Origin of the sequence: Streptomyces sp. NPDC026672 (assembly GCF_040638185.1) — a bacterium.
Classification (GTDB): Bacteria; Actinomycetota; Actinomycetes; order Streptomycetales; family Streptomycetaceae; genus Streptomyces.
In genome coordinates this window covers 91907-113519 of record NZ_JBEZXS010000030.1, presented here as the reverse complement: position 1 = coordinate 113519, position 21613 = coordinate 91907, and the positions used below count along the sequence as shown (strand labels likewise).

The following is a 21613-nucleotide window of genomic DNA, read 5'->3' as shown; positions in this document are numbered from 1 at the left end:
ACACCACCACTCTCCCCCACCCCCCCCCCCTCCCGATCTGTCTTGCACCTGCCCGCCTCCGACCGGCGCCCCCGCCGGCCGCGGAGGGTGGGGGTGGGCCCCCGGCCCGGGGGGCGGGCCCACCACCCGCTCGCGCAGGCGGACGACGGCACAGGCACATCGCGGCGCCCCGGCCCACCCGGCCGGGGCGCCGCCCCGTTCCCGGTGCTAGACCAGGCCGGCCGCGTCCAGGAAGACGGCGGCCGTCGAGGTCAGCAGGCCGTCGTCCAGGCGTTCGACGCCGGAGCCGGCACGAGCGCTCGCGCCGTCGTAGAGGATCATCAGCCGGCGGGCGAGGAGCTCGGGCTCACGGACACCGCCCCGCTCGGCCTCGGCACGGAACATCGTCCCCATCCGTGCCTTCAGCTCGCGGGCGACCACGCCGGCCGGATGGCCGGGGTCCTTGATCTCGACCAGCACCGAGAGGTACGGGCAGCCGTGGTACCGCGGCTCCACGGACAGCTTCTCCAGCCGCTCGAAGACGTACATGATCCGCTCGCGCGGCGTCAGCGACTCCGGGTCGGCCGGCTCGAACTCCGCGGTGATCGACGGCGCCTGCCGGAGCAGGCTCTCGGCCAGCACCTCGTCCTTGCTCTCGAACTGCTGGTACATCGAGCGCTTGGACACCCCCGCCGCCCTGCACAGCGCCTCGACGCCGACGAAGACGCCTTCGCGGTAGAACAGCTGGGCGGCCGCGTCGAGCAGCCGGTCCCTGGGGGACGCCTTGTCAGTGGTGGCCATACCCCCGAGGGTACCGCGGCCCGATCGGGAGGAAACCGACCGTTGTGCACGGCCGCGGGCCGGTGGAACGAGGGTGACAGCAGCGCTGACCAAGCGCTTAGATAGACCTCTGGACGCCGTTCCCGACCCAGCCGGAGGTCCCGTTGTTCACGTCCGTCGACGACGTCTCCGCGCGCCTCGCCGCGACCGGCTACCTCGCCTCGCGCGCGGTCGCCACCACCGTCTTCCTCGCCGCGCGCCTCGGCAAGCCGCTGCTGGTGGAGGGCCCCGCGGGCGTCGGCAAGACCGAACTGGCCAAGGCCGTCGCCGAGGTCACCGGCGCCCGGCTGATCCGGCTCCAGTGCTACGAGGGCGTCGACGAGTCCCGCGCCCTGTACGAGTGGAACCACGCCAAGCAGCTGCTGCGCATCAGCGCGGGCCGCGACGAGAGCTGGGACGAGACGCGCACCGACGTCTTCGGCGAGGAGTTCCTGCTGCCCCGCCCGCTGCTGACCGCCATCCGGGGCGACGACCCCAAGGTGCTGCTGATCGACGAGACCGACAAGGCCGACGTCGAGATGGAGGGCCTGCTCCTGGAGGTGCTCAGCGACTTCCAGGTGACGGTGCCCGAGCTGGGCACGATCACCGCCACCCGCCGGCCCTTCGTCGTGCTCACCTCCAACGCCGGCCGCGAGCTCTCCGAGGCGCTGCGCCGCCGCTGCCTGTTCCTGCACATCGGCTTCCCCGACGAGGAGCTGGAGCGGCGGATCGTCCGGCTCAAGGTGCCCGGACTGCCCGAGGCGCTGGCCGAGTCGGTGGTCCGGGTGATCGGCGCGCTGCGCGCGATGGACCTGCGCAAGGTGCCCTCCGTCGCGGAGACGGTCGACTGGGCGCACACCCTGCTGGAGCTCGGCGCCGACACCCTGGACGAGACGGTCGTGCGCGACAGCCTGGGCGTGATCCTCAAGCACCAGGACGACGTCCAGAAGGCGGCGGCCAAGCTCGACCTGGACGCCCTGTGAGTTCCCCGCCGGGTGTCGACGGGCGGCTGACCGGCCTGGTCGGCGCCCTGCGCGCGCACGGTGTGCGGATCGGCACCGGCGAGAGCGTCGACGCGGCCCGCGCGATGGAGGCGCTCGGCCTCGCGGACCGGGAGCTGCTGCGCGAGGGGCTGGCCGCGACACTGCTGCGCGCCGCCGCGCAGCGGGCCGTGTTCGACCCGGTCTTCGACCTGTACTTCCCGCGCGGTGTCGGCGGACCCGGCGGCCGGACGGCCGGACGGGAGGAACTGCGCGACCGGCTCGCGGCGGCGCTGGCCGACGACGACGGCCCCGCGCTGGCGGCGCTGGCGGCCGAGGCCGTCGACGGCCTCGGCGGGTACGGGAGTTCACCGGGGTCGCAGGGCTGGTCGTCGTACCAGGCCCTGGACCGGCTGCGCCCGCAGACGCTGCTGGCCCGGGTGCGTACGACGGTCCGCGAGCGGGACGGCGCCACCGGGTTCGCGGACCGGCTGCTCGACGACGAGATCCGGCGGCGCATCGAGGCGTTCCGCGCGCTGGTGGCGGCCGACGCGCGGCGACGGGTCGCCGAGCGGCGCGGGCGCGACGAGATCGCGCGGCGGGCGGTCGCCCCGACGCCCGACCGGGTGGACTTCCTCTCCGCGAGCCGGACGCAGCTGGCCGAGCTGCGCCGGACGGTCCAGCCGCTCGCCCGCAAGCTGGCGACCCGGCTCGCCGCGCGCCGCAGACGGGCCGCACGCGGCACGATCGACCTGCGCCGCACCCTGCGCGGCTCGCTGTCCACGGGCGGGGTGCCGATGCGGCCGGTGCTGCGCAGACGCCGTCCGGTGCGGCCCGAGCTGGTGCTGCTGTGCGACGTGTCGGGGTCGGTGTCCGGCTTCTCGGACTTCACGATGCTGCTGGTGCAGGCGCTGCACGACCAGTTCGGCAAGGTGCGGGTGTTCGCCTTCGTCAACCGGATCGACGAGGTGACCGGCCTGATCGGCCACGGCCGTGCCGACCCGGAGGGGCTGAGCGCCCGCATCCGCTCCGGGGCCACGCTGACGGGCTGGCACGGCAGCAGCGACTACGGCGTGGCACTGGGCGAGTTCGCGGAGCGGTACGGCGCGGCGGTCGGCCCGCGCACGACGGTGTTCGTGCTCGGGGACGCCCGGACCAACCAGAGCGACCCCAATCTTTCGGCGGTGCGCGAACTCGCCCGCCGCTCCCGCCGGCTGTACTGGCTCAACCCCGAGCAGCGGTCGCTGTGGGGCACGGGCGACTCGGTGGCGCCCGCCTACGCGGAGCTGGTCGAGATGCACGAGTGCCGGACGGCCCGGCAGCTGGGCGCACTGGTGGGACGACTGCTGCCGGTGTGACCCGCGGGGCGTCCCCGTGGTCGACTGGCCGTCCATCCGCGCGCACAGGAGGACGTACGACATGAGCGAGCCGACCGTGGACCTCGGCACCTTCCCGACCCCCGTGGAACCGGCGCCCCGGCTGGCCGCGGCGCTCGGGCTCGGGCCGGACGACCTGTGGGTCAAGCGCGACGACCTGACGGGGCTCGCCGGCGGCGGCAACAAGATCCGCAAGCTGGAGTGGACGGTCGGCGCGGCGCTGGCCGAGGGCGCGGACACGCTGGTCACCACGGGAGCGCCGCAGAGCAACCACGCCCGGCTGACGGCCGCCGCGGCGGCCCGCGCCGGGCTGGCCGCCGTCCTGGTGCTGCGCGGCACCCCGGGCTCGTCGCGCTCCGGGAACCTCGCCCTGGACGGACTGCTCGGGGCGCGGCTCGTCTGGGCGGGCGACGTGGACCGGGCGGGTCTCGACGCGGCGGCGGCCGGGGTGTGCGCGGCGTTGCGCGCGGACGGCGCGTGTCCCGCGCTCATCCCCTTCGGCGGGTCCAGCACGCTCGGGGCACGCGGGTACGTGCGGTGCGGCGAGGAGCTGCGCGCGCAGGTGCCGGGGCTGCGGACGGCGGTCGTCGCGCTGGGTTCCGGCGGGACGATGGCGGGGCTCGTCGCGTCGCTCGGCCCGGCCGCGGTGCTGGGTGTGGACGTGGGCGCGCTGGCCGAACCGGCGGCGGCCGCGGCCGGGTTCGCGGCGCCGCTGACGGACGGGGCGCTCGACGCGGGCCGGCTGCGGGTGCGCCACGACCAGGTCGGCGCGGGGTACGCGGCGCTCACCGGCCCGGTCCGCGAGGCGCTGCGCCTTGCCGCGCGCACCGAGGGCCTGATCCTCGACCCCACCTACACGGGCCGGGCGCTGGCCGGGCTGGCCGCGGCCGTCCGGGACGGCGACGTACGGCCGGGCGAGCGGACCGTGTTCGTGCACACGGGCGGTCTGCCGGGCCTGTTCGGACACCCGGAGGCCGTGGCGTACGCCGAGGAGGGCACCGGCGTCTACGGCGCCTGACGGCGTCCGACCGGTCGGCACCGGGCCGCCGCTCCTCCCCCGGGACTACGTCCTCTCCCCGATGCCGCTCCGCCGTGCCGCGCCCTACCCTGCGAGTACGCCACGGGGGGGGGAGGGCCCGATGAAGGCAGTCGTCCAGGACCGGTACGGCGGGCCGGAGACGCTGAGGGTCGACGAGGTGGAGCGGCCCGCGGAGGCCGACGGGCGGGTGCTCGTGCGGGTGCGGGCGGCCGGGGTCAACGCCTACGACTGGCATCTGATGCGCGGCGACCCCTATGTGGCCCGGCTGGCCCTCGGCCCGCGCCGGCCGCGGCAGCGGATCAGGGGCCGGGACTTCGCGGGAGAGGTGGTGGCCGTCGGCGCGGGCGGTTCGGACCTGCGGCCGGGCGACGAGGTGTTCGGCGAGGTCGACGGCACGTTCGCGCAGTACGTCTCGGTGCCGGAGGGCTGGGTGGAGCGCAAGCCGGCCAATCTGTCCTTCGTACAGGCGGCGACCCTGCCACTGGCCGGGAACACGGCCCTGCGCGCGCTGCGGGACACGGCGGGTGTGCGGCCGGGGCAGCGGGTGCTGGTCAACGGGGCCTCGGGCGGGGTGGGCACGTTCGCCGTGCAGATCGCCAAGGTGCTGGGCGCCGAGGTGACGGCCGTGTGCGGCGCGCGCAACGCGGGCATGGTCCGCTCGCTGGGCGCGGACCACGTCGTCGACTACACCCGGGAGGACTTCACCCGGTCGGGGCGCCGCCACGACGTGGTGCTCGACCTGGTGGGCGAGCGCGGGATCGGCGCGCTGCGGCGGGCGGTGACCCCGGACGGGACGCTGGTCCTGGCGGGCGGGGGCCGCCCCGGCCGGGTCCTCGGGGCGGCCGGACTGACGCTCAGGGGGACGCTCGTCGCCCCGTTCGTACGACAGCGGGTGCGTCCCCTGATGGGTCCGGCACCGAGCCGGGAGGTGCTGGCGCGGGTGCGGGAGCTGGCCGAGTCGGGGCGCCTGGTACCGGTGATCGACCGGACGTTCGCCCTGGCGGAGGCGGCGGAGGCCATCCGCCACCTGGAGGTCGAACACGCCCGCGGCAAGGTGGTCGTCACGATGTGAACCGGGCCCGGCGGGCGAGTGCCCCACGGCGACGCGCACGCCGCGGGGCACTCCTCGGACCGGCTCTCGCTACGTGTCCTGCGCCTTCGCGTAGTCCTGCGCCATCGCGCCCGCGAAGTCGTAGAGCACGACCTGTTCGTCGCCCACGACCCAGGCGTCGTGCCCGGGCGGGCACACGAAGACGTCGCCGGGGCCCACCTCGCCCTCGCCGCCGTCGTCCATGCTCAGGTGCAGCCGTCCCTGGACCACGAAGCCGTTGTGGTGGATCATGCAGGTCTCGGTGCCCGCGATCGGTGCCACGGACTCGGTCCAGCGCCAGCCGGGTTCGAAGGTGGCCACGGCGAAGTCGAGCCCGGTCATGTGCACGGCTTCGAGGTGGCCGCGGGGGAAGTCGCGCCGCTCGTCCGGCTTGTCGACCGTCTTCACTTCCAGCATCACGGAGTCCTCCCTTCCGGCCGCTCACCACGGCCGGGGACCGGCTCCCGCCACCCGGTGACCACCGCCGGCCCCGACGCTCCGACGACAACCGACCCCACCAATCCATCGTCCGCCCGCCACTCCGGTACCGCCATTCGGGTGAACGGTCGCGGTCGGTGGCGGGCGAAGGGCCCGGACTACGCCTCGGGGTGGGCGAGTTGGATGTCGTGGTCGTCCGTGCCGCCGCCGGTGACGGTCAGCGCGGTGGCCTGCGGAGGGTAGCCGGCGGCGATCACCGTGTACGGGCCGGAGTCCAGGTCGGTGAAGGCGTACGCCCCGTCCGCGCCGGTGGTCGTCGTGGCGACGACGTTGCCCGCGGCGTCCACCAGGGTCACCCGCGCGTCCGCGAGCGGCTCGCCGGACCCCCGTACGGTGCCGCGCACCTGGGCCCCCGGCCGCAGTTCGACCTCCACGCGGGTGGTCCCGGCCGCGCCCATCTCCACGGGCAGCGCGACGGGGCGGTGCTTGGGCGAGTTGACGGCGAGGGTCACGGGGCCCGGCACCAGGTCGTCGATCCGGAACTCCCCGAGCGTGTCGGTGCGCCCGCCGGCGAGCACGTCCCCGCGCACGTCCGCCACGACGACCACGGCCCCGGCGACCGGCGCCCCGCTGTCGGCGGAGCGCACCGTGCCGACGAGCCCGCTGCCGCCGCCGAGCAGCAGGTCGTACGTCACCGGCGCGGCCCCGACCAGGAGCGTGGTCGCCTGCGGCCGGCAGCCGTCGGCGGAGGCGATGAGGACGTACGTCCCCTCCCCCGGCGCCTCGACGGTGTACGACCCGTCGGGCCGGGCGAGCGAACGGCCCGACGGCCGCCCCTCCACGGTGATCAGGGTCACCGCGGCCCCCGGCGCGGGCGCCCCGTCGGCACCGCGCACCAGACCGCTGACGGGGACACCACCACGGGCCGCGCCCCCGGCCACGGCCTCCGGCACCGACGGGGCCGGGGCCTGCTCGACGCCGACGGCCCGCTCCGCCGCGCCGGCCGGAACCGGCTCCCGCGCGGCCGACTCCGGCTCCCCGGCCTCGGCCGGCCGCCGTCGCGGAATGAACGCGGCGACCAGCAGCGCCAGCACGGCCGCTCCCGAACCCACCCCCAGAACCACCTTGAAGCCGTTCTCCGAGGGCAGCGCGACCCCCGCGAACGGGGTCGTCAGCTGGGCCAGGATCACCCCGGCGACCGCGCTCGCGGTGGACGTGCCGATGGACCGCATCAGGGTGTTGAGGCTGTTCGCCGCGGCCGTCTCGTGCGCGTCGACCGCGCCCATGATGAGCGCGGGCATCGCACCGTAGGCGAACCCGATGCCCGCGCCGATCACGCAGGACACCACGACGAGCTGCCACACGGCGTGCATGAACGGGATGCCGAGCCCGTAGCCGACGGCCACGATCACCGCGCCGCACATCAGGGTCACCTTCGGCCCCCGGGTCCGGGAGACGAAGGCGGAGACGGGCGCCGTCGCCATCATCACCAGTCCGGTGGGCGCCATGACCAGACCGGCGTTCAGCAGCGACTGCCCCAGACCGTAGCCGGTCGCCCTGGGCAACTGGAGGAGCTGCGGAAGCACCAGGGACATCGCGAACATCGAGAACCCGAAGGCGACCGAGGCGAGGTTGGTGACCAGGACCTGGCGGCGGGCGGTCGTGCGCAGGTCCACCAGCGGCTGCCGGGTGCGCAGTTCGTAGCGGCCCCAGGCCACGAGGACGACGACGGCCGCCCCGAACAGGCCGAGCGTGGTGCCGCTGTCCCAGCCCCAGTCGGCGCCCTTGGAGATCCCGAGCAGCAGACAGACCAGCCCGGCCGCCATGCCGAGCGCGCCCACCAGGTCGAAGCGCCCGCCGGCGCGCACCTTCGACTCCGGCACGCACCCGCGGACGAGCACGGCGGCGACCGCGCCCAGCCCGGCCGAGGTCCAGAACAGCATGTGCCAGTCGAAGTGGTCGGCGATAAGCGCGGCGGCGGGCAGGCCGAGGGCACCGCCGACGCCGAGGGAGGCGCTCATCAGGGCGGTGGCGGAGCCGAGCCGCTCGGCGGGCAGTTCGTCGCGCATGATGCTGATGCCGAGCGGGATCACCCCGGCGGCGAGCCCCTGGAGCGCCCGGCCGGTGATCATCGGGACGAGCGTGTCGCTGAGGGCCGCCGTGACCGAGCCCGCGACCAGCATGACGAGGCTGGTCAGCAGCATCAGCCGCTTGCCGTACATGTCGCCGAGCCGTCCCATGACGGGTGTGGCGACGGCCGCCGCGAGGAGCGTGGCGGTGACGGCCCACGCCGCGTCCGAGGCCGACGCGTCCAGCAGCCGGGGCAGTTCGGGCACGATCGGGATGATCAGGGTCTGCATCAGCGAGACCACGATCCCGCCGAAGGCCAGCACCGCGACGACGAGGTGGGCGCGCGGTGCGACCGACTCCCCGGGTTGCGCGGTCCGGGGGTGTGCGTGGGACATGGTCCAGCCTCCGTGGGGGGGCGCTCGGATCGGCGATCCCCCGAATGTAAGTCAGTTGATTGACTTAAGCAAGGAGCGTCGGATTCCATGGCCACGGGGTGAAGGACACGCACATGCGCGACCCCATCCGCCCACGGGGCGGGGGCAGTTGGGGTGCCCCTCCGGTGTTCTGGGCGGGTCGGCGCCGGTGACCGCTAAGTTGGGCCGCATGAGCAACCTTGACCGGGCTCCCGTACCGAGCGTGTGCGGCGGCCGCGGATTCGTCGTCGCCGAACCCGTCCGCGAGCTGCTGAGCCCCCGCCACGTGAGACTCGGCGGCTCGACCGAGGTGCGCCGGCTGCTGCCGAATCTCGGACGCCGCATGATCGGCGCGTGGGCGTTCGTCGACCACTACGGGCCCGACGACATCGCCGACGAGCCCGGCATGCAGGTCCCGCCGCATCCGCACATGGGGCTCCAGACGGTCAGCTGGCTGCACGAGGGCGAGGTGCTGCACCGCGACTCGACCGGCAGCCTCCGGACCATCCGCCCCCGGGAGCTCGGGCTGATGACCTCGGGCCGGGCGATCAGCCACTCCGAGGAGAGCCCGCGCCCGCACGCCCGCCTCCTGCACGGGGCGCAGCTGTGGGTCGCCCTCCCCGACGCGCACCGGCACACCGAGCCGAGGTTCGAGCACCACGCCGAGCTGCCGCTGGTCACCGCGCCCGGACTGCGGGCGACCCTGGTCCTGGGCACCCTGGACGGCGCGACCTCGCCCGGCACGGCGTACACCCCGATCGTGGGCGCGGACCTGGCGCTGGAGGGCGGGGCGGACGTACGGCTGCCGCTCGAACCGGACTTCGAGTACGGGGTGCTGTCGATGTCCGGCGAGGTGCACGTCGACGGTGTGCCGGTGCTGCCGGGTTCCCTCCTCTACCTCGGCTGCGGCCGGACCGAACTTCCCCTGCGGGCCGAGTCGGACGCGGGCCTGATGCTCCTCGGCGGCGAGCCCTTCGAGGAGGAGCTGATCATGTGGTGGAACTTCGTCGGACGCACCCGGGCAGAGATCGAGCAGGCCCGGGAGGACTGGACGAAGGGCACCCGCTTCGGCGAGGTCCACGGTTACGCCGGCGCCCCGCTCCCGGCCCCGGACCTCCCGGCGACCCCCCTGAAGCCCCGCGGCCGAACCCGCTGACCGGGGAGGTCGCCCGGCCCGCCGACCCCGGCCCGCCACCCGGCCAGGTAGTGGAATATTCAACCAGCGTGCTCCGTTGTGGCGGTCGAAGGAGGTCGGTGTGGACACGACGTACTACGAGCACGGAACCGCGGCGGAGCGCTGGGAGCGGGCGCGGCAGTTCTTCGACGCCAAGGACTACACGGGCGCGGCACGCGTCCTGGTGAGCCTGGTCGAGGAGGTGCCGGAGCTGACCGGCCCCCGGCTGCTGCTCGCCCGCGCCTACTACCACTCCGCCCAACTGCGCCGCGCCGAGGCCGAGTTGCGGGTGGTCGTCGAGCGCGACCCGGTGGAGCACTATGCCCGGCTGATGCTGGGCCGCACCCTCCAGCGGCAGTCGCGGCACGAGGAGGCCGAGTCCCATCTGAGGATCGCCTCGGCGCTCGCCGGGGAGTTCCCGGAGGACTGACACGGCGGCGGACAGGACGGCGGTGCGGTGCGCGGGGCCCGGTTCCGGAAGGACCGGGCCCTCGCCGTGCGGTCACAGCGGTGTCGCCGCGTGCAGGATCAGGACCAGGGTGATCGCCGAGTTCGCCGAGGACATCGCCGACATCAGCGTGCCGGCGGCGGCACCCCACACGGCGAGGCCGACCGCCGTGAACGTGGACGGCCAGCTCCGGGCGGCCGGCGCGGGCCGGAGCAGCGCGGCGACCCGGCGCGGCACCGGACCGGCCGCGGCGAGCGCGGCCAGGGTCGGTACCGGGGTGGCGGCGGACAGCAGGGCCGCCCGGCCGATCGCGCGGGCGACCGTGCGCCGGTCGCCCACCGCCCGCGCCGCCTCCTCGTCCGCCCAGCGCTCGGCCGTGTAGAGGACGGCGGTGCGCAGCGGCCGCAGGAACGGGTTGGCGCGGGCCGCCAGGTGCACGGCGAGCAGATGGCGGTGGTGCCGGGCGGCGAGATGGGCGCGCTCGTGGGCGAACAGGGCGCGGCGCTCGGCCGGCTCCAGCCCGGCGAGCAGCCCGGTGGTGACGACGACCCGGCCGGGGGTGCCGGGCAGGGCGTAGGCGTAGGGCGCGGTGTCGGGCAGGACGGCCACGGTGGAACCGGGCAGCCCGGTCAGCGCGCGGTGCGCTCCGTTCGTGACGCGCCGGTGCCGCGCCAGGGTGCGCGCGCAGGCGGCGGCGACCAGGGCGAGGGCGGGGATGGCGGCGCGGCCCGCCACCTCGTCGTGCGGGACGGCCGCGCGTACCTCCGGGTCGGACCAGCCGTCCGGGAGCGGGTTGCCGGGCAGTTGGGCCGTGCCGACGACCATGAGCAGGCCGAGGCAGAGCGTGCTGCACACGGCCATGACCACGGCGACCGCGGTCAGCAGCCGGGTGGCCGTGCGCGGATGGAGGTGCACCTCGGCGAGCCGGGCCACCGGCCAGGCGGACAGCGGCAGCACCAGCGGCAGGAAGACGAAGACGCCCATGGGACGTCAGTCTTCCGTACCGCCGGGCTCGTCGTGTGCGGCGCCCCGGCCGTTCGTACGGCCCGGCCGCGTCCCGCCGGCCGTCTCCAGCAGGTCCCTCAGCACCTGTTCGTCGCCGGGCGGCAGGGCGGTGACGAAGCTGGCCAGGACGGCCTCGCGGTCGTGTTCGCCGTCCAGCAGCCGGCGCATGCGCAGGGCCGCGAGCCGTGCCACGTCGGCGGTGGGCGTCCACACGAAGGAGCGGCCCCGGCGTTCGCGGGAGACGACGTCCTTGGCGAGCAGCCGGGTCAGGATGGTGACGACGGTGGTGTAGGCGAGGTCGCCGCCGAGCCGCTCCTGCACCCAGGCGGCGGTGACCGGTCCCTCGGCCTCGCGGAGCGCGCCCAGCACCTGCCCCTCCAGCTCGCCCTGGCCGCGCCGGCGGGCCCTGCCGGGTTCCTGCGCCATGTCCCGTGCTCCCTTCCGGCGTCGGCGTGTCGGAACACGCTACTTCACACGACGGCCCGCGGCGCGCCTCGGGGCGTACCGGCGCCCGGGGCGTACCGGCGGCGGACGGCGGGCCGCGTGGCATGCTGGCGCGATGAACTCCCCCAGTGATCGCGCCCCCCTGGCCGAGCGGGTCGAGGAACTCCTCGCCGTCCCGGGCCCGTTGACCGTCGTCGCGGCCGGCGACCCGGTCCTGCGCCGCTCGGGCGTGCCGTACGAGGGCCAGTTGGACCCGGACCTGTTCGCCCGGTTCGTCGAGGCGCTGCGCCGCACGATGCACGCGGCGCCCGGTGTGGGGCTCGCCGCGCCGCAGGTCGGGGTGGAGCTGCGGGTCGCGGTGATCGAGGACCCGGCGCCGGTGCCGGAGGAGGTACGGGTGGCGCGGGGCCGGGTGCCGCAGCCGTTCCGGGTGCTGGTCAATCCGTCGTACGCGGCGGTCGGCGAGGAGCGGGCCGCGTTCTTCGAGGGCTGTCTGAGCGTGCCGGGCTGGCAGGCCGTGGTGGCCCGGCACGCCCGGGTGCGGGTGCGGGCCGAGGACGAGCACGGGCGGCCGGTGGACGACGTGTTCGAGGGCTGGCCCGCGCGGATCGTGCAGCACGAGACGGACCATCTCGACGGCCTGCTCTACCTGGACCGCGCGGAGCTGCGCTCGCTGTCCTCGAACGCGGCCGTGGCGGAGCGCTGGGCCCAGCCGACGCCCGAACGGGCCGCGGCGGCACTGGACTTCGAGCTGCCGTAGCCGCCGCGGGCGCGGGCCCGGCCGGGGCCGTTCCCCGCGCGCCCTCGGGTCGTGTGCGGGGAACGGCGGCGGGCCGGGATCACCGGTCCCGGTAGGCCTCCAGCAGCCGCAGCCAGATCTCGCTGATCGTCGGGTACGACGGCACCGCGTGCCACAGCCGGCTGATCGGGACCTGCCCGGCCACGGCGACGGTCGCGGAGTGGATCAGCTCCCCGACGCCCGGTCCGACGAAGGTGACCCCGCGCAGGATCTCCTCCTCCACGTCGACGACCATGCGGGCACGGCCCTTGTAGCCCTCGGCGTAGAGCCCCGCGCCCGCGACGGACGCGAACTCGACGTCGACGGCGCGCACCCGGTGGCCGGCCTGTTCGGCCTCGGCCAGGGAGAGGCCGACGGCGCCCGCCTCCGGGTCGGTGAAGACGACCTGGGGCACGGCGTGGTGGTCGGCGGTGGCGGCGTGCGCGCCCCAGGGGTCCGTCTCCAGGAGGGGGACGCCGGAGGCACGGGCGGCGATGGCGGCGCCCGCGATGCGCGCCTGGTACTTGCCCTGGTGGGTGAGCAGGGCGCGGTGGTTGACGTCGCCGACGGCGTAGAGCCATTCGCTGCCGGTGACCCGCAGGCTGTCGTCGACGGTCAGCCAGGAGCCCGGCTCCAGGCCGACGGTCTCCAGGCCGATGTCCTCGGTGCGCGGGACGCGGCCGGTGGCGAAGAGGATCTCGTCGGCCTCGACGCGGTCCCCGGCGTCCGTGGTGACCACGACGGTGCCGTCCTCCCGGGTCACCGAGCGCACGGAGGTGCCGAGGCGGACGTCGACGCCGGCCTCGGTGAGGGAGTCGGCGACCAGTTCGCCGGCGAAGGGCTCCATCCGCGACAGCAGGCCCTTGCCGCGGACCAGCAGGGTGACCCGGGAGCCCAGGGCCTGCCAGGCGGTGGCCATCTCGGTGGCGACCACACCGCCGCCGACCACGACGAGCCGTCCGGGTGCGCTCTGGGCGCTGGTGGCCTCCCGGCTGGTCCAGGGCTTCACCTCGGCGAGGCCGGGCAGGTCGGGGAGTTGGGCGGAGGTGCCGGTGGCCACGGCGACGGCGCGCCGGGCGGTGAGGGTGGTGACCGCGCCGTCGGTGCCGGTCACGGTGACCGTGCGGGGGCCGGCGAGGCGGCCCTGGCCGCGGTACAGGTCGGCGCCGACGCCGTCGAGCCACCGGACCTGGCCGTCGTCCTTCCAGTGCGAGGTGTAGTCGTTCCTGCGGGCGAGCACCGCGGCGACGTCGAGGGGGCCCTGAACGGCCCGGTCGAGACCGGGCAGCCGGCGGGCGTCGGCGCGGGCGATGACCGGGCGCAGCAGTGCCTTGCTGGGCATGCACGCCCAGTAGGAACACTCGCCGCCGACCAGTTCGCTCTCCACGATCGCGGTGGAGAGGCCGGCCGCGCGGGTGCGGTCGGCGACGTTCTCCCCCACGGGCCCGGCCCCGAGCACCACGACGTCGTACGCGATGGATTCCGTTTCCGTCATGGGATCAGTCTGGTGGGTGGTGTGCCGGGTGGCCACACGGGTACGTGCGCGGAATACCCGCCCGGGCGACCGTGTTGTGCCCACGGCTTCGCTCCCCACCCCAGGAAGAGGGATTCACCCATGAGCAGCACCGTGGAGCTCACCAAGGAGAACTTCGACCAGACGGTCACCGAGAACGGGTTCGTCCTGATCGACTTCTGGGCGTCCTGGTGCGGGCCGTGCCGGAGTTTCGCGCCGGTGTATGAGAAGGCCGCGCAGGACAACCCGGATCTGGTGTTCGGCAAGGTGGACACGGAGGCGCAGCCGGAGCTCGCGGCGGCCTTCGGCATCCAGTCGATCCCGACGCTCATGATCGTCCGTGACCAGGTGGCCGTGTTCGCGCAGCCGGGCGCGCTGCCGGAGGCGGCGCTCAGCGATGTGATCGGCCAGGCCCGCAAGCTGGACATGGACGAGGTCCGCAAGGCGGTCGCCGCGCAGCAGGCGCAGGGCGACGGCGCGGGCGAGGAGTAGAGGAGCGGCGGCCGGCCGCGGCACAGCCGGCCGGCGCGGTGCTCGGGGCCGGTCCACCGTTCCTGGCGTCCCCTCGGGGGGCGGCGCCGGGGCGGCGGACCGGCCCCTGTGCGTACGGTGACCGTCTCCCACGCGGGCGGGCCGGCACGGGCGGGTCAGCCGGAGTCGCGGCTCACCATGGACGCGCCGAGGACCTTGCGGACCTCCGGCGGGGCCTCCGGGTCGCGGACGGCGTGGTCGACCAGTTCGGCGAGTTCGCGGCCGGAGGGCAGTTCGACGTGGACGGTGCTGAGGCGCGGGCGCAGCAGCCTGCCGAGCATCAGGTTGTCGGCGCCGACGACGGCGGTGTCCTCGGGGACGCGCAGTCCCTCGTCCTGGAGGGCACGCATCAGGAGCATGGCGTACTCGTCGTTGTACGCGAACACCGCGTCGAGGCCCGACGCGCGCCAGCGGGCGGCGAGTCGCGCGGCGTCCCCTTCCTCGTAGGCGAGGGGCAGTTCGGTCACCGCGGCGTCGGTGCCGTGCACGGCCCGGCGCACACCGTCGAGGCGGGGGCGGGAGTACGCCTCCAGACCCGGCTCGCGCGGCACGACGACGCCGATGCGGCGGCGGCCACGGGCGAGCAGGTGGGTGCCCGCGCAGTGGCCGACGCTCTCGTGGTCCATCAGCAGGGCGTGGGCGCCCTCGACGCGTCCGGGACCGAGGGTGACGACGGCGCGGGCTCCGGCGCGCCGGAGGACGGTGACACCCTGGGGGCCGAGTCCGTCACCGGGGACGAGGACGGCGACGGGGCGCAGCTCGGCCCAGGCGCGGGCGGCCTCGTCGCCGCGCAGGGCGACGCTGCCGTACTGCACCACCGTGTAGTCGAGGCGGCCGAGCGCCCATTGGAGTTCGTTGACGAACCGGCTGTAGAGGGGGCCCACCGGGACGGCGGGCGCGGGCATGAGGACCATGCGGCTGTGGCCGGCGCGCAGGCTGCGCGCGGCGGCGTGGGGGACGTACCCGAGTTCCCTGGCGGCTTCGTGGACACGGCGGCGCGTGGGCTCGCTGATCCGTACCGCGCTGGTGTTGTTCAGGACGTACGAGACGGTCGCGCGCGAGACGCCGGCCAGCCGGGCCACATCGGCGCTCGTGGGCACGGAGCGCGGTGCGGGCGACGCGGACGGGGTCGTGTTCGGTATCTGCACCATGACGTACCGCATCTTGGCAGAAGCCGAGAGCGACGGGACGACCGGGGGATCCCGGTTCAGGATCGGACGAATCCGGCCCTGGTGGGAGGGGTCGCGGGCGAGGGCCGGGCGGTCCCGGCGGTCGATCGGGCGAGCCCGGCCGACGGGCGAAGGGTCCCGGCCGTCAGATGAGGGGGTCCGGGCGGGTCACGCGGGTGACCAGGTCGAGCCAGCCGGACTCCAGGCGCTCCAGGGACATCCCGCACTGCCGGGTCAGATGGTGGACGAGGACCGGGCTGAGGTAGCCCATCAGCGTCTGGGCCAGCAGTTCGTCGTCGGCGCCGGGCACCGCCTCCCGCAGCAGCAGCGCCACATGGCTGTGCATGACGCGGCGGGGCGGGGACGAGAAGCGGCGACTGGCCTCGGGCTCGGCGGCCAGCTGGAGGTCCAGTTCGTCCACGAGGCGGCGCAGGATCGCGACGCCGAACGCGCGGAGCCGGTCCACGGGCGGGGCGCCGGGCCCGAGCGGCGGGGGGCCGGTCATGAACGCGGCCTGGAAGTTGCGCTCGGCGTGGTCGAGCAGCGCCATCAGCAGGCCGTTGCGGTCGCCGAAGCGGCGGAAGACGGTGCCCTTGCCGACGGAGGCCGCGGCGGCGACGGCCTCCATCGTCAGCTGCGCGGCCCCGTGCTCCCGGACCAGGCGGGCCGCGGCCTCCAGCAGCCGGGCGCGGTTGCGCGCGGCGTCGGCGCGCAGGCAGGGCTCGTCCTCGGCGGCGCCCACTTCGAGCAACTCGGGCGCGTCCGCGGGCTCCTGAGGCTTCGGGAAGGGCGGCAGGACGCTGGGCATGAAGACAGCGTAAAGCATCGGGAACAAAACTGGACCGTGGTCCGGTTAGGCTGGTAGAACATTAAACGGACCTTGGTCCGGATCGTAACGGCTATGTTTCAGCACTTTGGGAGTCCACATGTCTGTTCGTATCCTGGCGCTCGTCGGCAGCCTGCGCGCCGGCTCGCACAACCGCCAGCTCGCGGAGGCGGCCGTCAAGCTCGCTCCCGAGGGCGCCGAGGTCGAGCTCTTCGAGGGCCTGGCCGACATCCCGTTCTACAACGAGGACATCGACGTCGAGGGCAACGTGCCCGAGGCCGCCGCCAAGCTGCGTGCCGCCGCCAAGGCCTCCGACGCGTTCCTGTTCTTCTCCCCCGAGTACAACGGCACCATCCCGGCCGTCCTCAAGAACGCCATCGACTGGCTGTCCCGCCCCTACGGCGACGGCGCCTTCGGCGGCAAGCCGGTCGCCGTCGTCGGCACCGCCTTCGGCCAGTTCGGCGGCGTGTGGGCGCAGGACGAGACCCGCAAGGCCGTCGGCATCGCGGGCGGCAAGGTGCTGGAGGACGTCAAGCTGTCGATCCCCGGCTCCGTGACCCGCTTCGCCGACACGCACCCGTCCGACGACGCCGAGGTCGCCGCGCAGCTGACCGAGGTCGTGGCGCTCGTGCACGGCAACGTCGGCCAGGCCGCCTGACCCTCCGGGTACCGACAGGTCCCGACCGGGGGTCCGGCCCCGCACCCGCCGGACCCCGAAGGGGCCGGAGCCCCACCGGGCTCCGGCCCCTTCGGCGTGCGCGGGCCCGGTTCACTCCAGCCCGGCGAGGCGCTCCACGGCCGGGGCGGCGAAGCTCTCGATCCAGCCGGACGTCTCGCCCAGGCGCGGGCTGATGATCACGGTGTCGACGCCGAGCCCGGCGTAGCCCTCGACGTCCCGGAGGAAGGTGTCGAGGTCGCCCCGGGTCGCCGCGTCGCCGCCGTAGGCGATGGTCCTGCGGATCGTGTCGTAGTCACGGCCCACGGTGTCGCAGTGCCCGCGCAGCACGTCGAGCTTGTGGCGCAGTTCGTCGCGGGAGGACGGGATCAGGTTGCAGGCGTCGGCGTACTGCGCGACCAGGCGCAGCGTCTTCTTCTCGCCCCCGCCGCCGATCATGATCTCGGGGTGCGGGGTGCTCACCGGGCGGGGTGCGCACAGGGTCTCGGCGAGCCGGAAGTGCCGGCCCTCGAAGGGGCCGTCGTCGTCCGGGTCCCACATCTGGAGGCAGATCCGAAGGGCTTCCTCCAGCCGCTCGAACCGCTCGGCCAGCGGCGGGTAGGGGACGCCGAGGCCGTGGTGCTCGCGCTCGTACCAGGCCGCGCCGATGCCCAGGGTGGCACGGCCGCCGGAGACCACGTCGAGCGTGGTGGCGATCTTGGCGAGCAGTCCCGGATGGCGGTACGTCACTCCGGTCACCAGCGCGCCGAGCCGGACGGTGGAGGTGTGGCCGGCCAGGTAGCCGAGGGTGGTGTACGCCTCCAGCATGGCGTCCTCGGCGCCGCCGTTCCCCTCCATCTGGAAGTAGTGGTCCATCACCGAGAGCCAGCTGACGCCCGCCGCCTCGGCCGCGGCGCCCGCGGCGGCGAGCTCCGCGCCGAGGGCGGGAGCGCCCTCCGAATGGTTGAACCGGTTGATGTGCACGCCGACGCGCATGGCCGTCTCCGTTCCGCCCGGGTCCTCGTCCGTCGCGGTGACGCTAGTTCTTGGAGCGCTCTTGAAGTCAAGGACGGGCCGGGGCCCCGGGTGCGGGTCACCCGGGTGAGGTGCGGCGCCGGGCCACCCGCCGTACGGCGGGCAGCTTCCGCCGTACGGCGGCGGCCCGGGAGGGGGCCGGGCACCGACGATGTCCGTACGGGCCGGGGGACGGCGTGGGACGTACGACCGCACGACACGCGGGCACCTTTCCACCCGACCGGGCCACCGCCTGGCCACCCGAACCGCCCGAGCCGCAGCAGAGCCTCACGAGGAGACACGATGACGTCGACCCCGCCGCCGTTCGACCCCGAACTGGCCGCCGCCCTGGACCTGTTCAAGGACGTGGTCAAGCCGGGCATGGCCATGGACGAGATCGAGGCGTTCCGGCGGGGCGTGGGCACCGAGGTCATGGGGAACGTGGACACGACCCTGGGCGGGACGTTCGAGGCCGAGGACCGCACGGTCCCGGGACTCTGGGGAGCCCCCGACATCACGCTCCTGATCTGCCGCCCGGTCTCCCGCGCGGCGGACTCCGCCCTGCCCGTGATCTACCACGTGCACGGCGGCGGCATGGTCATGGGCGACCGCCGCGCCGGGGTGGACGTCGCGCTGGAGTGGGCCCGGGAGGTGGGCGCGGTGGTGGTGTCGGTGGAGTACCGGCTCGCGCCGGAGCACCCCCACCCGGCGCCGATCGACGACGTGTACGCGGGTCTGCTGTGGACGGCGGAGCACGCGGCGGAGATCGGCGGCGACCCCGAGCGCGTCGTCATCGCCGGCGGGAGCGCGGGCGCGGGGCTGACCGCGGCGCTGGCGCTGCGGCTGCGGGACCAGGCGGGGCCCCGGGTGATCGGGCAGCTCCTGATGTGCCCGATGCTCGACGACCGCAACGACACCCCGTCGGCGCACCAGATGACGGGCCTCGGCGTGTGGGACCGCACGGCCAACGAGACCGGCTGGACCGCGCTGCTCGGCGAGCACCGGGGCGGGCCCGACGTGTCCCCGTACGCCTCGCCGGCCCGCGCGAGCGACCTGTCCGGCCTGCCCCCGGCGTTCCTGGACTGCGGCTCCGCGGAGACCTTCCGCGACGAGATCCTCGCCTACGCCGCCCGCATCTGGCAGGCGGGCGGCGTGGCCGAACTCCACGTCTGGCCCGGCGGCTTCCACGGCTTCGACAACGTGGCCCCCCAGACCCCGCTCGCCCGCGCCGCGAGGTCGTCCCGAGTGAACTGGCTGAAGCGCCTGCTGACGGAGTGAGCCGAACGGGGGGCCTCCCGGCCGGGTCGACCGGCCGCCGGCCGCAGGGGGCCGGGGGCCGGGGGCCGCAGAGGATCACGCCTTGGCGGGCTCCTTCGGCGTGGGGCGGCGGGGCGGGGTGCGGTCGAGGTGGAGCAGGACCGTGGTGTGGAAGCGCTGCACGGCGTCGTCCACACTGCGGATGAACCCCGTCTCGGCGTTACCGCGCCCGCTGCCCATGCCCTTGAGCAGGGAGAGCCGGAAACCGGTGATGCGGGCGCCGTCCGCCTTCGGCAGCAGGTCACCCGGCTCGGGCCGCAGCCGCTCCAGCGTGCCGCGCGGCCCGCCCGTCTCCCCCTCCACCAGGGTCTCGATGTGGAGGTCGGCCGGCGCCTCGGCGAGCCGCCGCACGAGCCGTTTGGCCCAGGTCAGCGGGTAGCCCTGCTCGGGCGCGGGGACGTCCACGGACGTACGGAGCCTGCCGGTGCGCAGGTCCGCGGCCACCGAGAGCACACCGGGCGTCCCCTCGATGCGCAGCCCGGCCTCCAGGCGCCCCTGCCGGCACAGCCGGTCGGCGAGCAGACCGCGCCGCTCGCGCGGGTCGCCGCCGCGCCGGGTCCGCTGCACGGGCAGCACCTTCTGTCCGAGTTCGCCGCCAAGGCCCAGGCACACCTGCCGGATGAGCCGTTCCCAGCTCTCGACGACTTCGAGGGCGCGCGGGTCGCCCTCGCACAGGGTCTCGTCGTCGATGCCGTTGCGCACCGGCACCCAGGCGGGGCCCATGTTCTGGAAGCCGTGGCAGCCGGAGTTCTCGTGCTGGAGGTAGTGCAGGAGCTCCTGGAGCAGCCAGGCGTGCGCCGCGTTGCCGACACCCTCGTGGCGAATCAGCATCTGCGCCTGGTGGGCGACCTCCGCCCACGACAGGTGCCACAGCGCCACCTTGTGCTTGCGGCGCCCGTCCGTCTTGACCTCGACGAGCGGACTGCCGTCCAGGGCCACGTCGTTGGAGAGCGTGATCACCGCCTCGTACCCCCGGCGCGCGGCGATGTCCGTGTACGCCTGCACCTGCTCCTGCCGGAGCGCGTTGCCGTTGGTCTTGGTCTCGACGAGGGCCGTCCAGAGCTTGCCCGCGCGTTCGACGCGGATCACTCCGTCCGGGCGGCGCGGCGACTCGCCGTGCGGCAGGGACACCTCGGCGAACGTCTCCATACGGCCGGCCGGGGCGCCGAACCCGGCGGTGAGCCCCCTGCCGAACTCCGGGACCTGGGCCATCACCGACAGCAGGACCGAGGTGGCGCGGGTCTCGCGGTCGCGGTCGCTCTTGAGCGCCGACACCGGGAACAGCCGGGCCGTGCGCCAGGTGTCGTTCTCCGCGAGGGACTTCCGGGGCGCCTTCGGCAGGGTGACCTTCTTCTTCGCCGTACGGGGGCGGGGCGCGGGCCCGTCCGGCACCGCCTCGCCCTCCGGTCGGCGCTGGGTCGGCAGGGCGTCCAGGGACGGACGGTCGGCCGGGAGGACGGCGGCCGGGTCGGGACCGGCATCCGCGCCGACGTCCGCGAGCCCTTCGCCCGGCCGGCCTCCCCCTGCCCGGCCGGCCTCCGCCCGGGGGACGGCCTCCTCCGGGCCGATGTCGGCCGGGTCGTCGGCGGACGCGTCGTCGAGGACGCTCTCCGGGGTGGCGTCGTCGGCGTCGATGTCGACGCCGAAGTCCGTGGCCAGACCGGCGAGTCCGGCGTCGTAGCCCTGGCCGACGGCCCGGAACTTCCAGGCGCCCGCCCGGCGGTACAGCTCGCCGAAGATGACCGCGCTCACCGCGTCGGCGTCGTCGATCGCGAACCGTACGAGGCGCTCCCCCGCCCCGTCGGCCAACGTGACCGTCACACCCTCCAGTTCGCCGAAGCGGGCGCCGCCGTAGCGGCTGGCGGCGACGACCATCCGCGCCACGTCCGGCGGGACCGCGGTCAGGTCGAAGCCGATGCGGTCCTCCTCGCCGGTCTCCGCCGGCGCCTTGCCGAGCAGTTGGACACTGCCGTCGGCCGCGACCGGGTTGTTGTAGAAGTAGAAGTCGCCGTCGTCGCGGACCTTGCCGTCCTCCGACAGCAGCAGGACGGAGACGTCCGCGTCGCCCTCGCCGCTCGGGCTCGCCCATCCCAGGCTGACGATCACCGAGTCGGTGTGGTCGCTCAGGTCGGCCAGGGTCACGTTGGACCCCTTTGTCATGTCGCGCATTGAACCCCCCCAGGTCTTCCGCGCGGGGAGCGGGCTCCTCGGTCCGCACCCCGGGCGCACGCCTTGTCACACCCTGTGACGCGTCGCGCAGGAGATGACTGTAGCCCCCATGGACCCCTACTGCGGGACAAGCCGGAAAGGACCCGTTTCGGTACGGGGCCCTGGGCGCTCGGGCATGCGCACGGGCCCTCGGCAGAGGGTGGCGATGGCGCATCATGGACGCATGAGAGAGCTGGCCGGGCGTCTGGCGGCAGTCGATCCCGATGCCGGGGCCGCGGTGCGGGTCATCGGCTACTTCGACCGGCTCGTCGAGGAGCGGGCGGGGCTGGAGGCGCTGGTACGGGCCGCCGCGGTGCTGGCCGGGTG

At 74.9% G+C, this 21613-nt stretch carries 20 protein-coding genes; 10 read left to right on the top strand and 10 right to left on the bottom strand.

Translation table 11 applies throughout. The features are described 5' to 3' along the window. Positions 1-207 precede the first annotated feature (207 nt). Complete coding sequence (locus AB0F77_RS29995; protein WP_361954812.1) at positions 208-780, bottom strand: TetR/AcrR family transcriptional regulator; 573 nt, start codon at positions 778-780, stop codon at positions 208-210. 143 nt (positions 781-923) lie between these two features. Here AB0F77_RS29995 and AB0F77_RS29990 point away from each other — a divergent pair, with 143 nt between their 5' ends. The 4 genes from AB0F77_RS29990 to AB0F77_RS29975 all read left to right on the top strand — a co-directional run bounded on the left by AB0F77_RS29990 (position 924) and on the right by AB0F77_RS29975 (position 5265). Then, on the top strand, positions 924-1781 hold the full coding sequence (locus AB0F77_RS29990) for a MoxR family ATPase (RefSeq protein WP_361954811.1): 858 nt from the start codon (positions 924-926) through the stop codon (positions 1779-1781). Then, the gene (locus AB0F77_RS29985; protein ID WP_361954810.1) at positions 1778-3136 is read left to right on the top strand and encodes a VWA domain-containing protein; all 1359 of its coding nucleotides are present in this window, start codon (positions 1778-1780) and stop codon (positions 3134-3136) included. Before AB0F77_RS29990 ends, AB0F77_RS29985 begins: the two co-directional genes overlap by 4 nt. Before the next feature lie 61 nt (positions 3137-3197). Continuing rightward, entirely contained in the window at positions 3198-4172 is a 975-nt protein-coding gene (locus tag AB0F77_RS29980) for a pyridoxal-phosphate dependent enzyme (RefSeq protein WP_361954809.1), read from the top strand. A gap of 121 nt (positions 4173-4293) precedes the next feature. Further along, entirely contained in the window at positions 4294-5265 is a 972-nt protein-coding gene (locus AB0F77_RS29975; protein ID WP_361954808.1) for an NAD(P)-dependent alcohol dehydrogenase, read from the top strand. A 69-nt stretch (positions 5266-5334) separates the two neighbouring features. On the opposite strand, the gene AB0F77_RS29970 is transcribed toward AB0F77_RS29975, so the two are convergent. Further along, positions 5335-5700: a cupin domain-containing protein gene (locus AB0F77_RS29970; RefSeq protein ID WP_361954807.1), complete on the bottom strand. Its 366-nt coding sequence runs from the start codon at positions 5698-5700 to the stop codon at positions 5335-5337. A 179-nt stretch (positions 5701-5879) separates the two neighbouring features. Then, positions 5880-8186, bottom strand: a complete 2307-nt coding sequence (locus tag AB0F77_RS29965) for an MFS transporter (protein WP_361954806.1) — start codon at positions 8184-8186, stop codon at positions 5880-5882. A 208-nt stretch (positions 8187-8394) separates the two neighbouring features. Here AB0F77_RS29965 and AB0F77_RS29960 point away from each other — a divergent pair, with 208 nt between their 5' ends. Both AB0F77_RS29960 and AB0F77_RS29955 read left to right on the top strand, forming a co-directional pair. Beyond that, a complete protein-coding gene (locus AB0F77_RS29960) occupies positions 8395-9360 on the top strand; it encodes a pirin family protein (RefSeq protein ID WP_361954805.1) in 966 nt (321 codons plus the stop codon). A gap of 100 nt (positions 9361-9460) precedes the next feature. Next, a complete protein-coding gene (locus tag AB0F77_RS29955; protein WP_361954804.1) occupies positions 9461-9808 on the top strand; it encodes a tetratricopeptide repeat protein in 348 nt (115 codons plus the stop codon). 72 nt (positions 9809-9880) lie between these two features. Here AB0F77_RS29955 and AB0F77_RS29950 read toward each other — a convergent pair whose 3' ends face one another. Continuing rightward, positions 9881-10810 (bottom strand): M56 family metallopeptidase, encoded by a 930-nt coding sequence (locus AB0F77_RS29950; protein WP_361954803.1) that lies wholly within the window; start codon positions 10808-10810, stop codon positions 9881-9883. A gap of 6 nt (positions 10811-10816) precedes the next feature. Further along, a complete protein-coding gene (locus tag AB0F77_RS29945; RefSeq protein ID WP_361954802.1) occupies positions 10817-11257 on the bottom strand; it encodes a BlaI/MecI/CopY family transcriptional regulator in 441 nt (146 codons plus the stop codon). 133 nt (positions 11258-11390) lie between these two features. Here AB0F77_RS29945 and AB0F77_RS29940 point away from each other — a divergent pair, with 133 nt between their 5' ends. After that, a complete protein-coding gene (locus AB0F77_RS29940) occupies positions 11391-12035 on the top strand; it encodes a peptide deformylase (RefSeq protein ID WP_361954801.1) in 645 nt (214 codons plus the stop codon). Between the two features lie 79 nt (positions 12036-12114). Here the strand turns inward: AB0F77_RS29940 and AB0F77_RS29935 are convergent, their stop codons facing one another. Continuing rightward, positions 12115-13548, bottom strand: coding sequence for an NAD(P)/FAD-dependent oxidoreductase (locus AB0F77_RS29935; protein ID WP_361954800.1), 1434 nt, complete (start codon positions 13546-13548; stop codon positions 12115-12117). A 120-nt stretch (positions 13549-13668) separates the two neighbouring features. Between AB0F77_RS29935 and trxA the strand changes: the two genes are divergently transcribed. Beyond that, the gene (trxA, locus tag AB0F77_RS29930; protein WP_361954799.1) at positions 13669-14058 is read left to right on the top strand and encodes a thioredoxin; all 390 of its coding nucleotides are present in this window, start codon (positions 13669-13671) and stop codon (positions 14056-14058) included. 155 nt (positions 14059-14213) lie between these two features. Here the strand turns inward: trxA and AB0F77_RS29925 are convergent, their stop codons facing one another. Further along, the gene (locus AB0F77_RS29925) at positions 14214-15260 is read right to left on the bottom strand and encodes a LacI family DNA-binding transcriptional regulator (protein WP_361954798.1); all 1047 of its coding nucleotides are present in this window, start codon (positions 15258-15260) and stop codon (positions 14214-14216) included. Between the two features lie 151 nt (positions 15261-15411). Next, positions 15412-16074, bottom strand: a complete 663-nt coding sequence (locus tag AB0F77_RS29920; RefSeq protein ID WP_361954797.1) for a helix-turn-helix domain-containing protein — start codon at positions 16072-16074, stop codon at positions 15412-15414. 118 nt (positions 16075-16192) lie between these two features. Here AB0F77_RS29920 and AB0F77_RS29915 point away from each other — a divergent pair, with 118 nt between their 5' ends. Next, positions 16193-16750: an NAD(P)H-dependent oxidoreductase gene (locus tag AB0F77_RS29915; RefSeq protein ID WP_361954796.1), complete on the top strand. Its 558-nt coding sequence runs from the start codon at positions 16193-16195 to the stop codon at positions 16748-16750. 111 nt (positions 16751-16861) lie between these two features. Here AB0F77_RS29915 and AB0F77_RS29910 read toward each other — a convergent pair whose 3' ends face one another. After that, positions 16862-17743: an LLM class F420-dependent oxidoreductase gene (locus tag AB0F77_RS29910; RefSeq protein ID WP_361954795.1), complete on the bottom strand. Its 882-nt coding sequence runs from the start codon at positions 17741-17743 to the stop codon at positions 16862-16864. A gap of 321 nt (positions 17744-18064) precedes the next feature. Between AB0F77_RS29910 and AB0F77_RS29905 the strand changes: the two genes are divergently transcribed. Further along, a complete protein-coding gene (locus tag AB0F77_RS29905) occupies positions 18065-19039 on the top strand; it encodes an alpha/beta hydrolase (RefSeq protein ID WP_361954794.1) in 975 nt (324 codons plus the stop codon). Positions 19040-19114: 75 nt separating this feature from the next. On the opposite strand, the gene AB0F77_RS29900 is transcribed toward AB0F77_RS29905, so the two are convergent. Further along, positions 19115-21247 (bottom strand): TerD family protein, encoded by a 2133-nt coding sequence (locus AB0F77_RS29900; RefSeq protein ID WP_361954793.1) that lies wholly within the window; start codon positions 21245-21247, stop codon positions 19115-19117. Positions 21248-21613: the final 366 nt, after the last annotated feature.

Excerpts from the sequence above, each read along its gene's own strand:
- AB0F77_RS29995 (WP_361954812.1), bottom strand. The coding sequence starts at position 780 with ATGGCCACCACTGACAAGGCGTCCCCCAGGGACCGGCTGCTCGACGCG.
- AB0F77_RS29980 (WP_361954809.1), top strand. The coding sequence starts at position 3,198 with ATGAGCGAGCCGACCGTGGACCTCGGCACCTTCCCGACCCCCGTGGAA.
- AB0F77_RS29975 (WP_361954808.1), top strand. The coding sequence starts at position 4,294 with ATGAAGGCAGTCGTCCAGGACCGGTACGGCGGGCCGGAGACGCTGAGG.
- AB0F77_RS29970 (WP_361954807.1), bottom strand. The coding sequence starts at position 5,700 with ATGCTGGAAGTGAAGACGGTCGACAAGCCGGACGAGCGGCGCGACTTC.
- AB0F77_RS29965 (WP_361954806.1), bottom strand. The coding sequence starts at position 8,186 with ATGTCCCACGCACACCCCCGGACCGCGCAACCCGGGGAGTCGGTCGCA.
- AB0F77_RS29960 (WP_361954805.1), top strand. The coding sequence starts at position 8,395 with ATGAGCAACCTTGACCGGGCTCCCGTACCGAGCGTGTGCGGCGGCCGC.
- AB0F77_RS29950 (WP_361954803.1), bottom strand. The coding sequence starts at position 10,810 with ATGGGCGTCTTCGTCTTCCTGCCGCTGGTGCTGCCGCTGTCCGCCTGG.
- AB0F77_RS29945 (WP_361954802.1), bottom strand. The coding sequence starts at position 11,257 with ATGGCGCAGGAACCCGGCAGGGCCCGCCGGCGCGGCCAGGGCGAGCTG.
- AB0F77_RS29940 (WP_361954801.1), top strand. The coding sequence starts at position 11,391 with ATGAACTCCCCCAGTGATCGCGCCCCCCTGGCCGAGCGGGTCGAGGAA.
- AB0F77_RS29935 (WP_361954800.1), bottom strand. The coding sequence starts at position 13,548 with ATGACGGAAACGGAATCCATCGCGTACGACGTCGTGGTGCTCGGGGCC.
- trxA (WP_361954799.1), top strand. The coding sequence starts at position 13,669 with ATGAGCAGCACCGTGGAGCTCACCAAGGAGAACTTCGACCAGACGGTC.
- AB0F77_RS29925 (WP_361954798.1), bottom strand. The coding sequence starts at position 15,260 with ATGCGGTACGTCATGGTGCAGATACCGAACACGACCCCGTCCGCGTCG.
- AB0F77_RS29920 (WP_361954797.1), bottom strand. The coding sequence starts at position 16,074 with ATGCCCAGCGTCCTGCCGCCCTTCCCGAAGCCTCAGGAGCCCGCGGAC.
- AB0F77_RS29915 (WP_361954796.1), top strand. The coding sequence starts at position 16,193 with ATGTCTGTTCGTATCCTGGCGCTCGTCGGCAGCCTGCGCGCCGGCTCG.
- AB0F77_RS29910 (WP_361954795.1), bottom strand. The coding sequence starts at position 17,743 with ATGCGCGTCGGCGTGCACATCAACCGGTTCAACCATTCGGAGGGCGCT.
- AB0F77_RS29905 (WP_361954794.1), top strand. The coding sequence starts at position 18,065 with ATGACGTCGACCCCGCCGCCGTTCGACCCCGAACTGGCCGCCGCCCTG.
- AB0F77_RS29900 (WP_361954793.1), bottom strand. The coding sequence starts at position 21,247 with ATGCGCGACATGACAAAGGGGTCCAACGTGACCCTGGCCGACCTGAGC.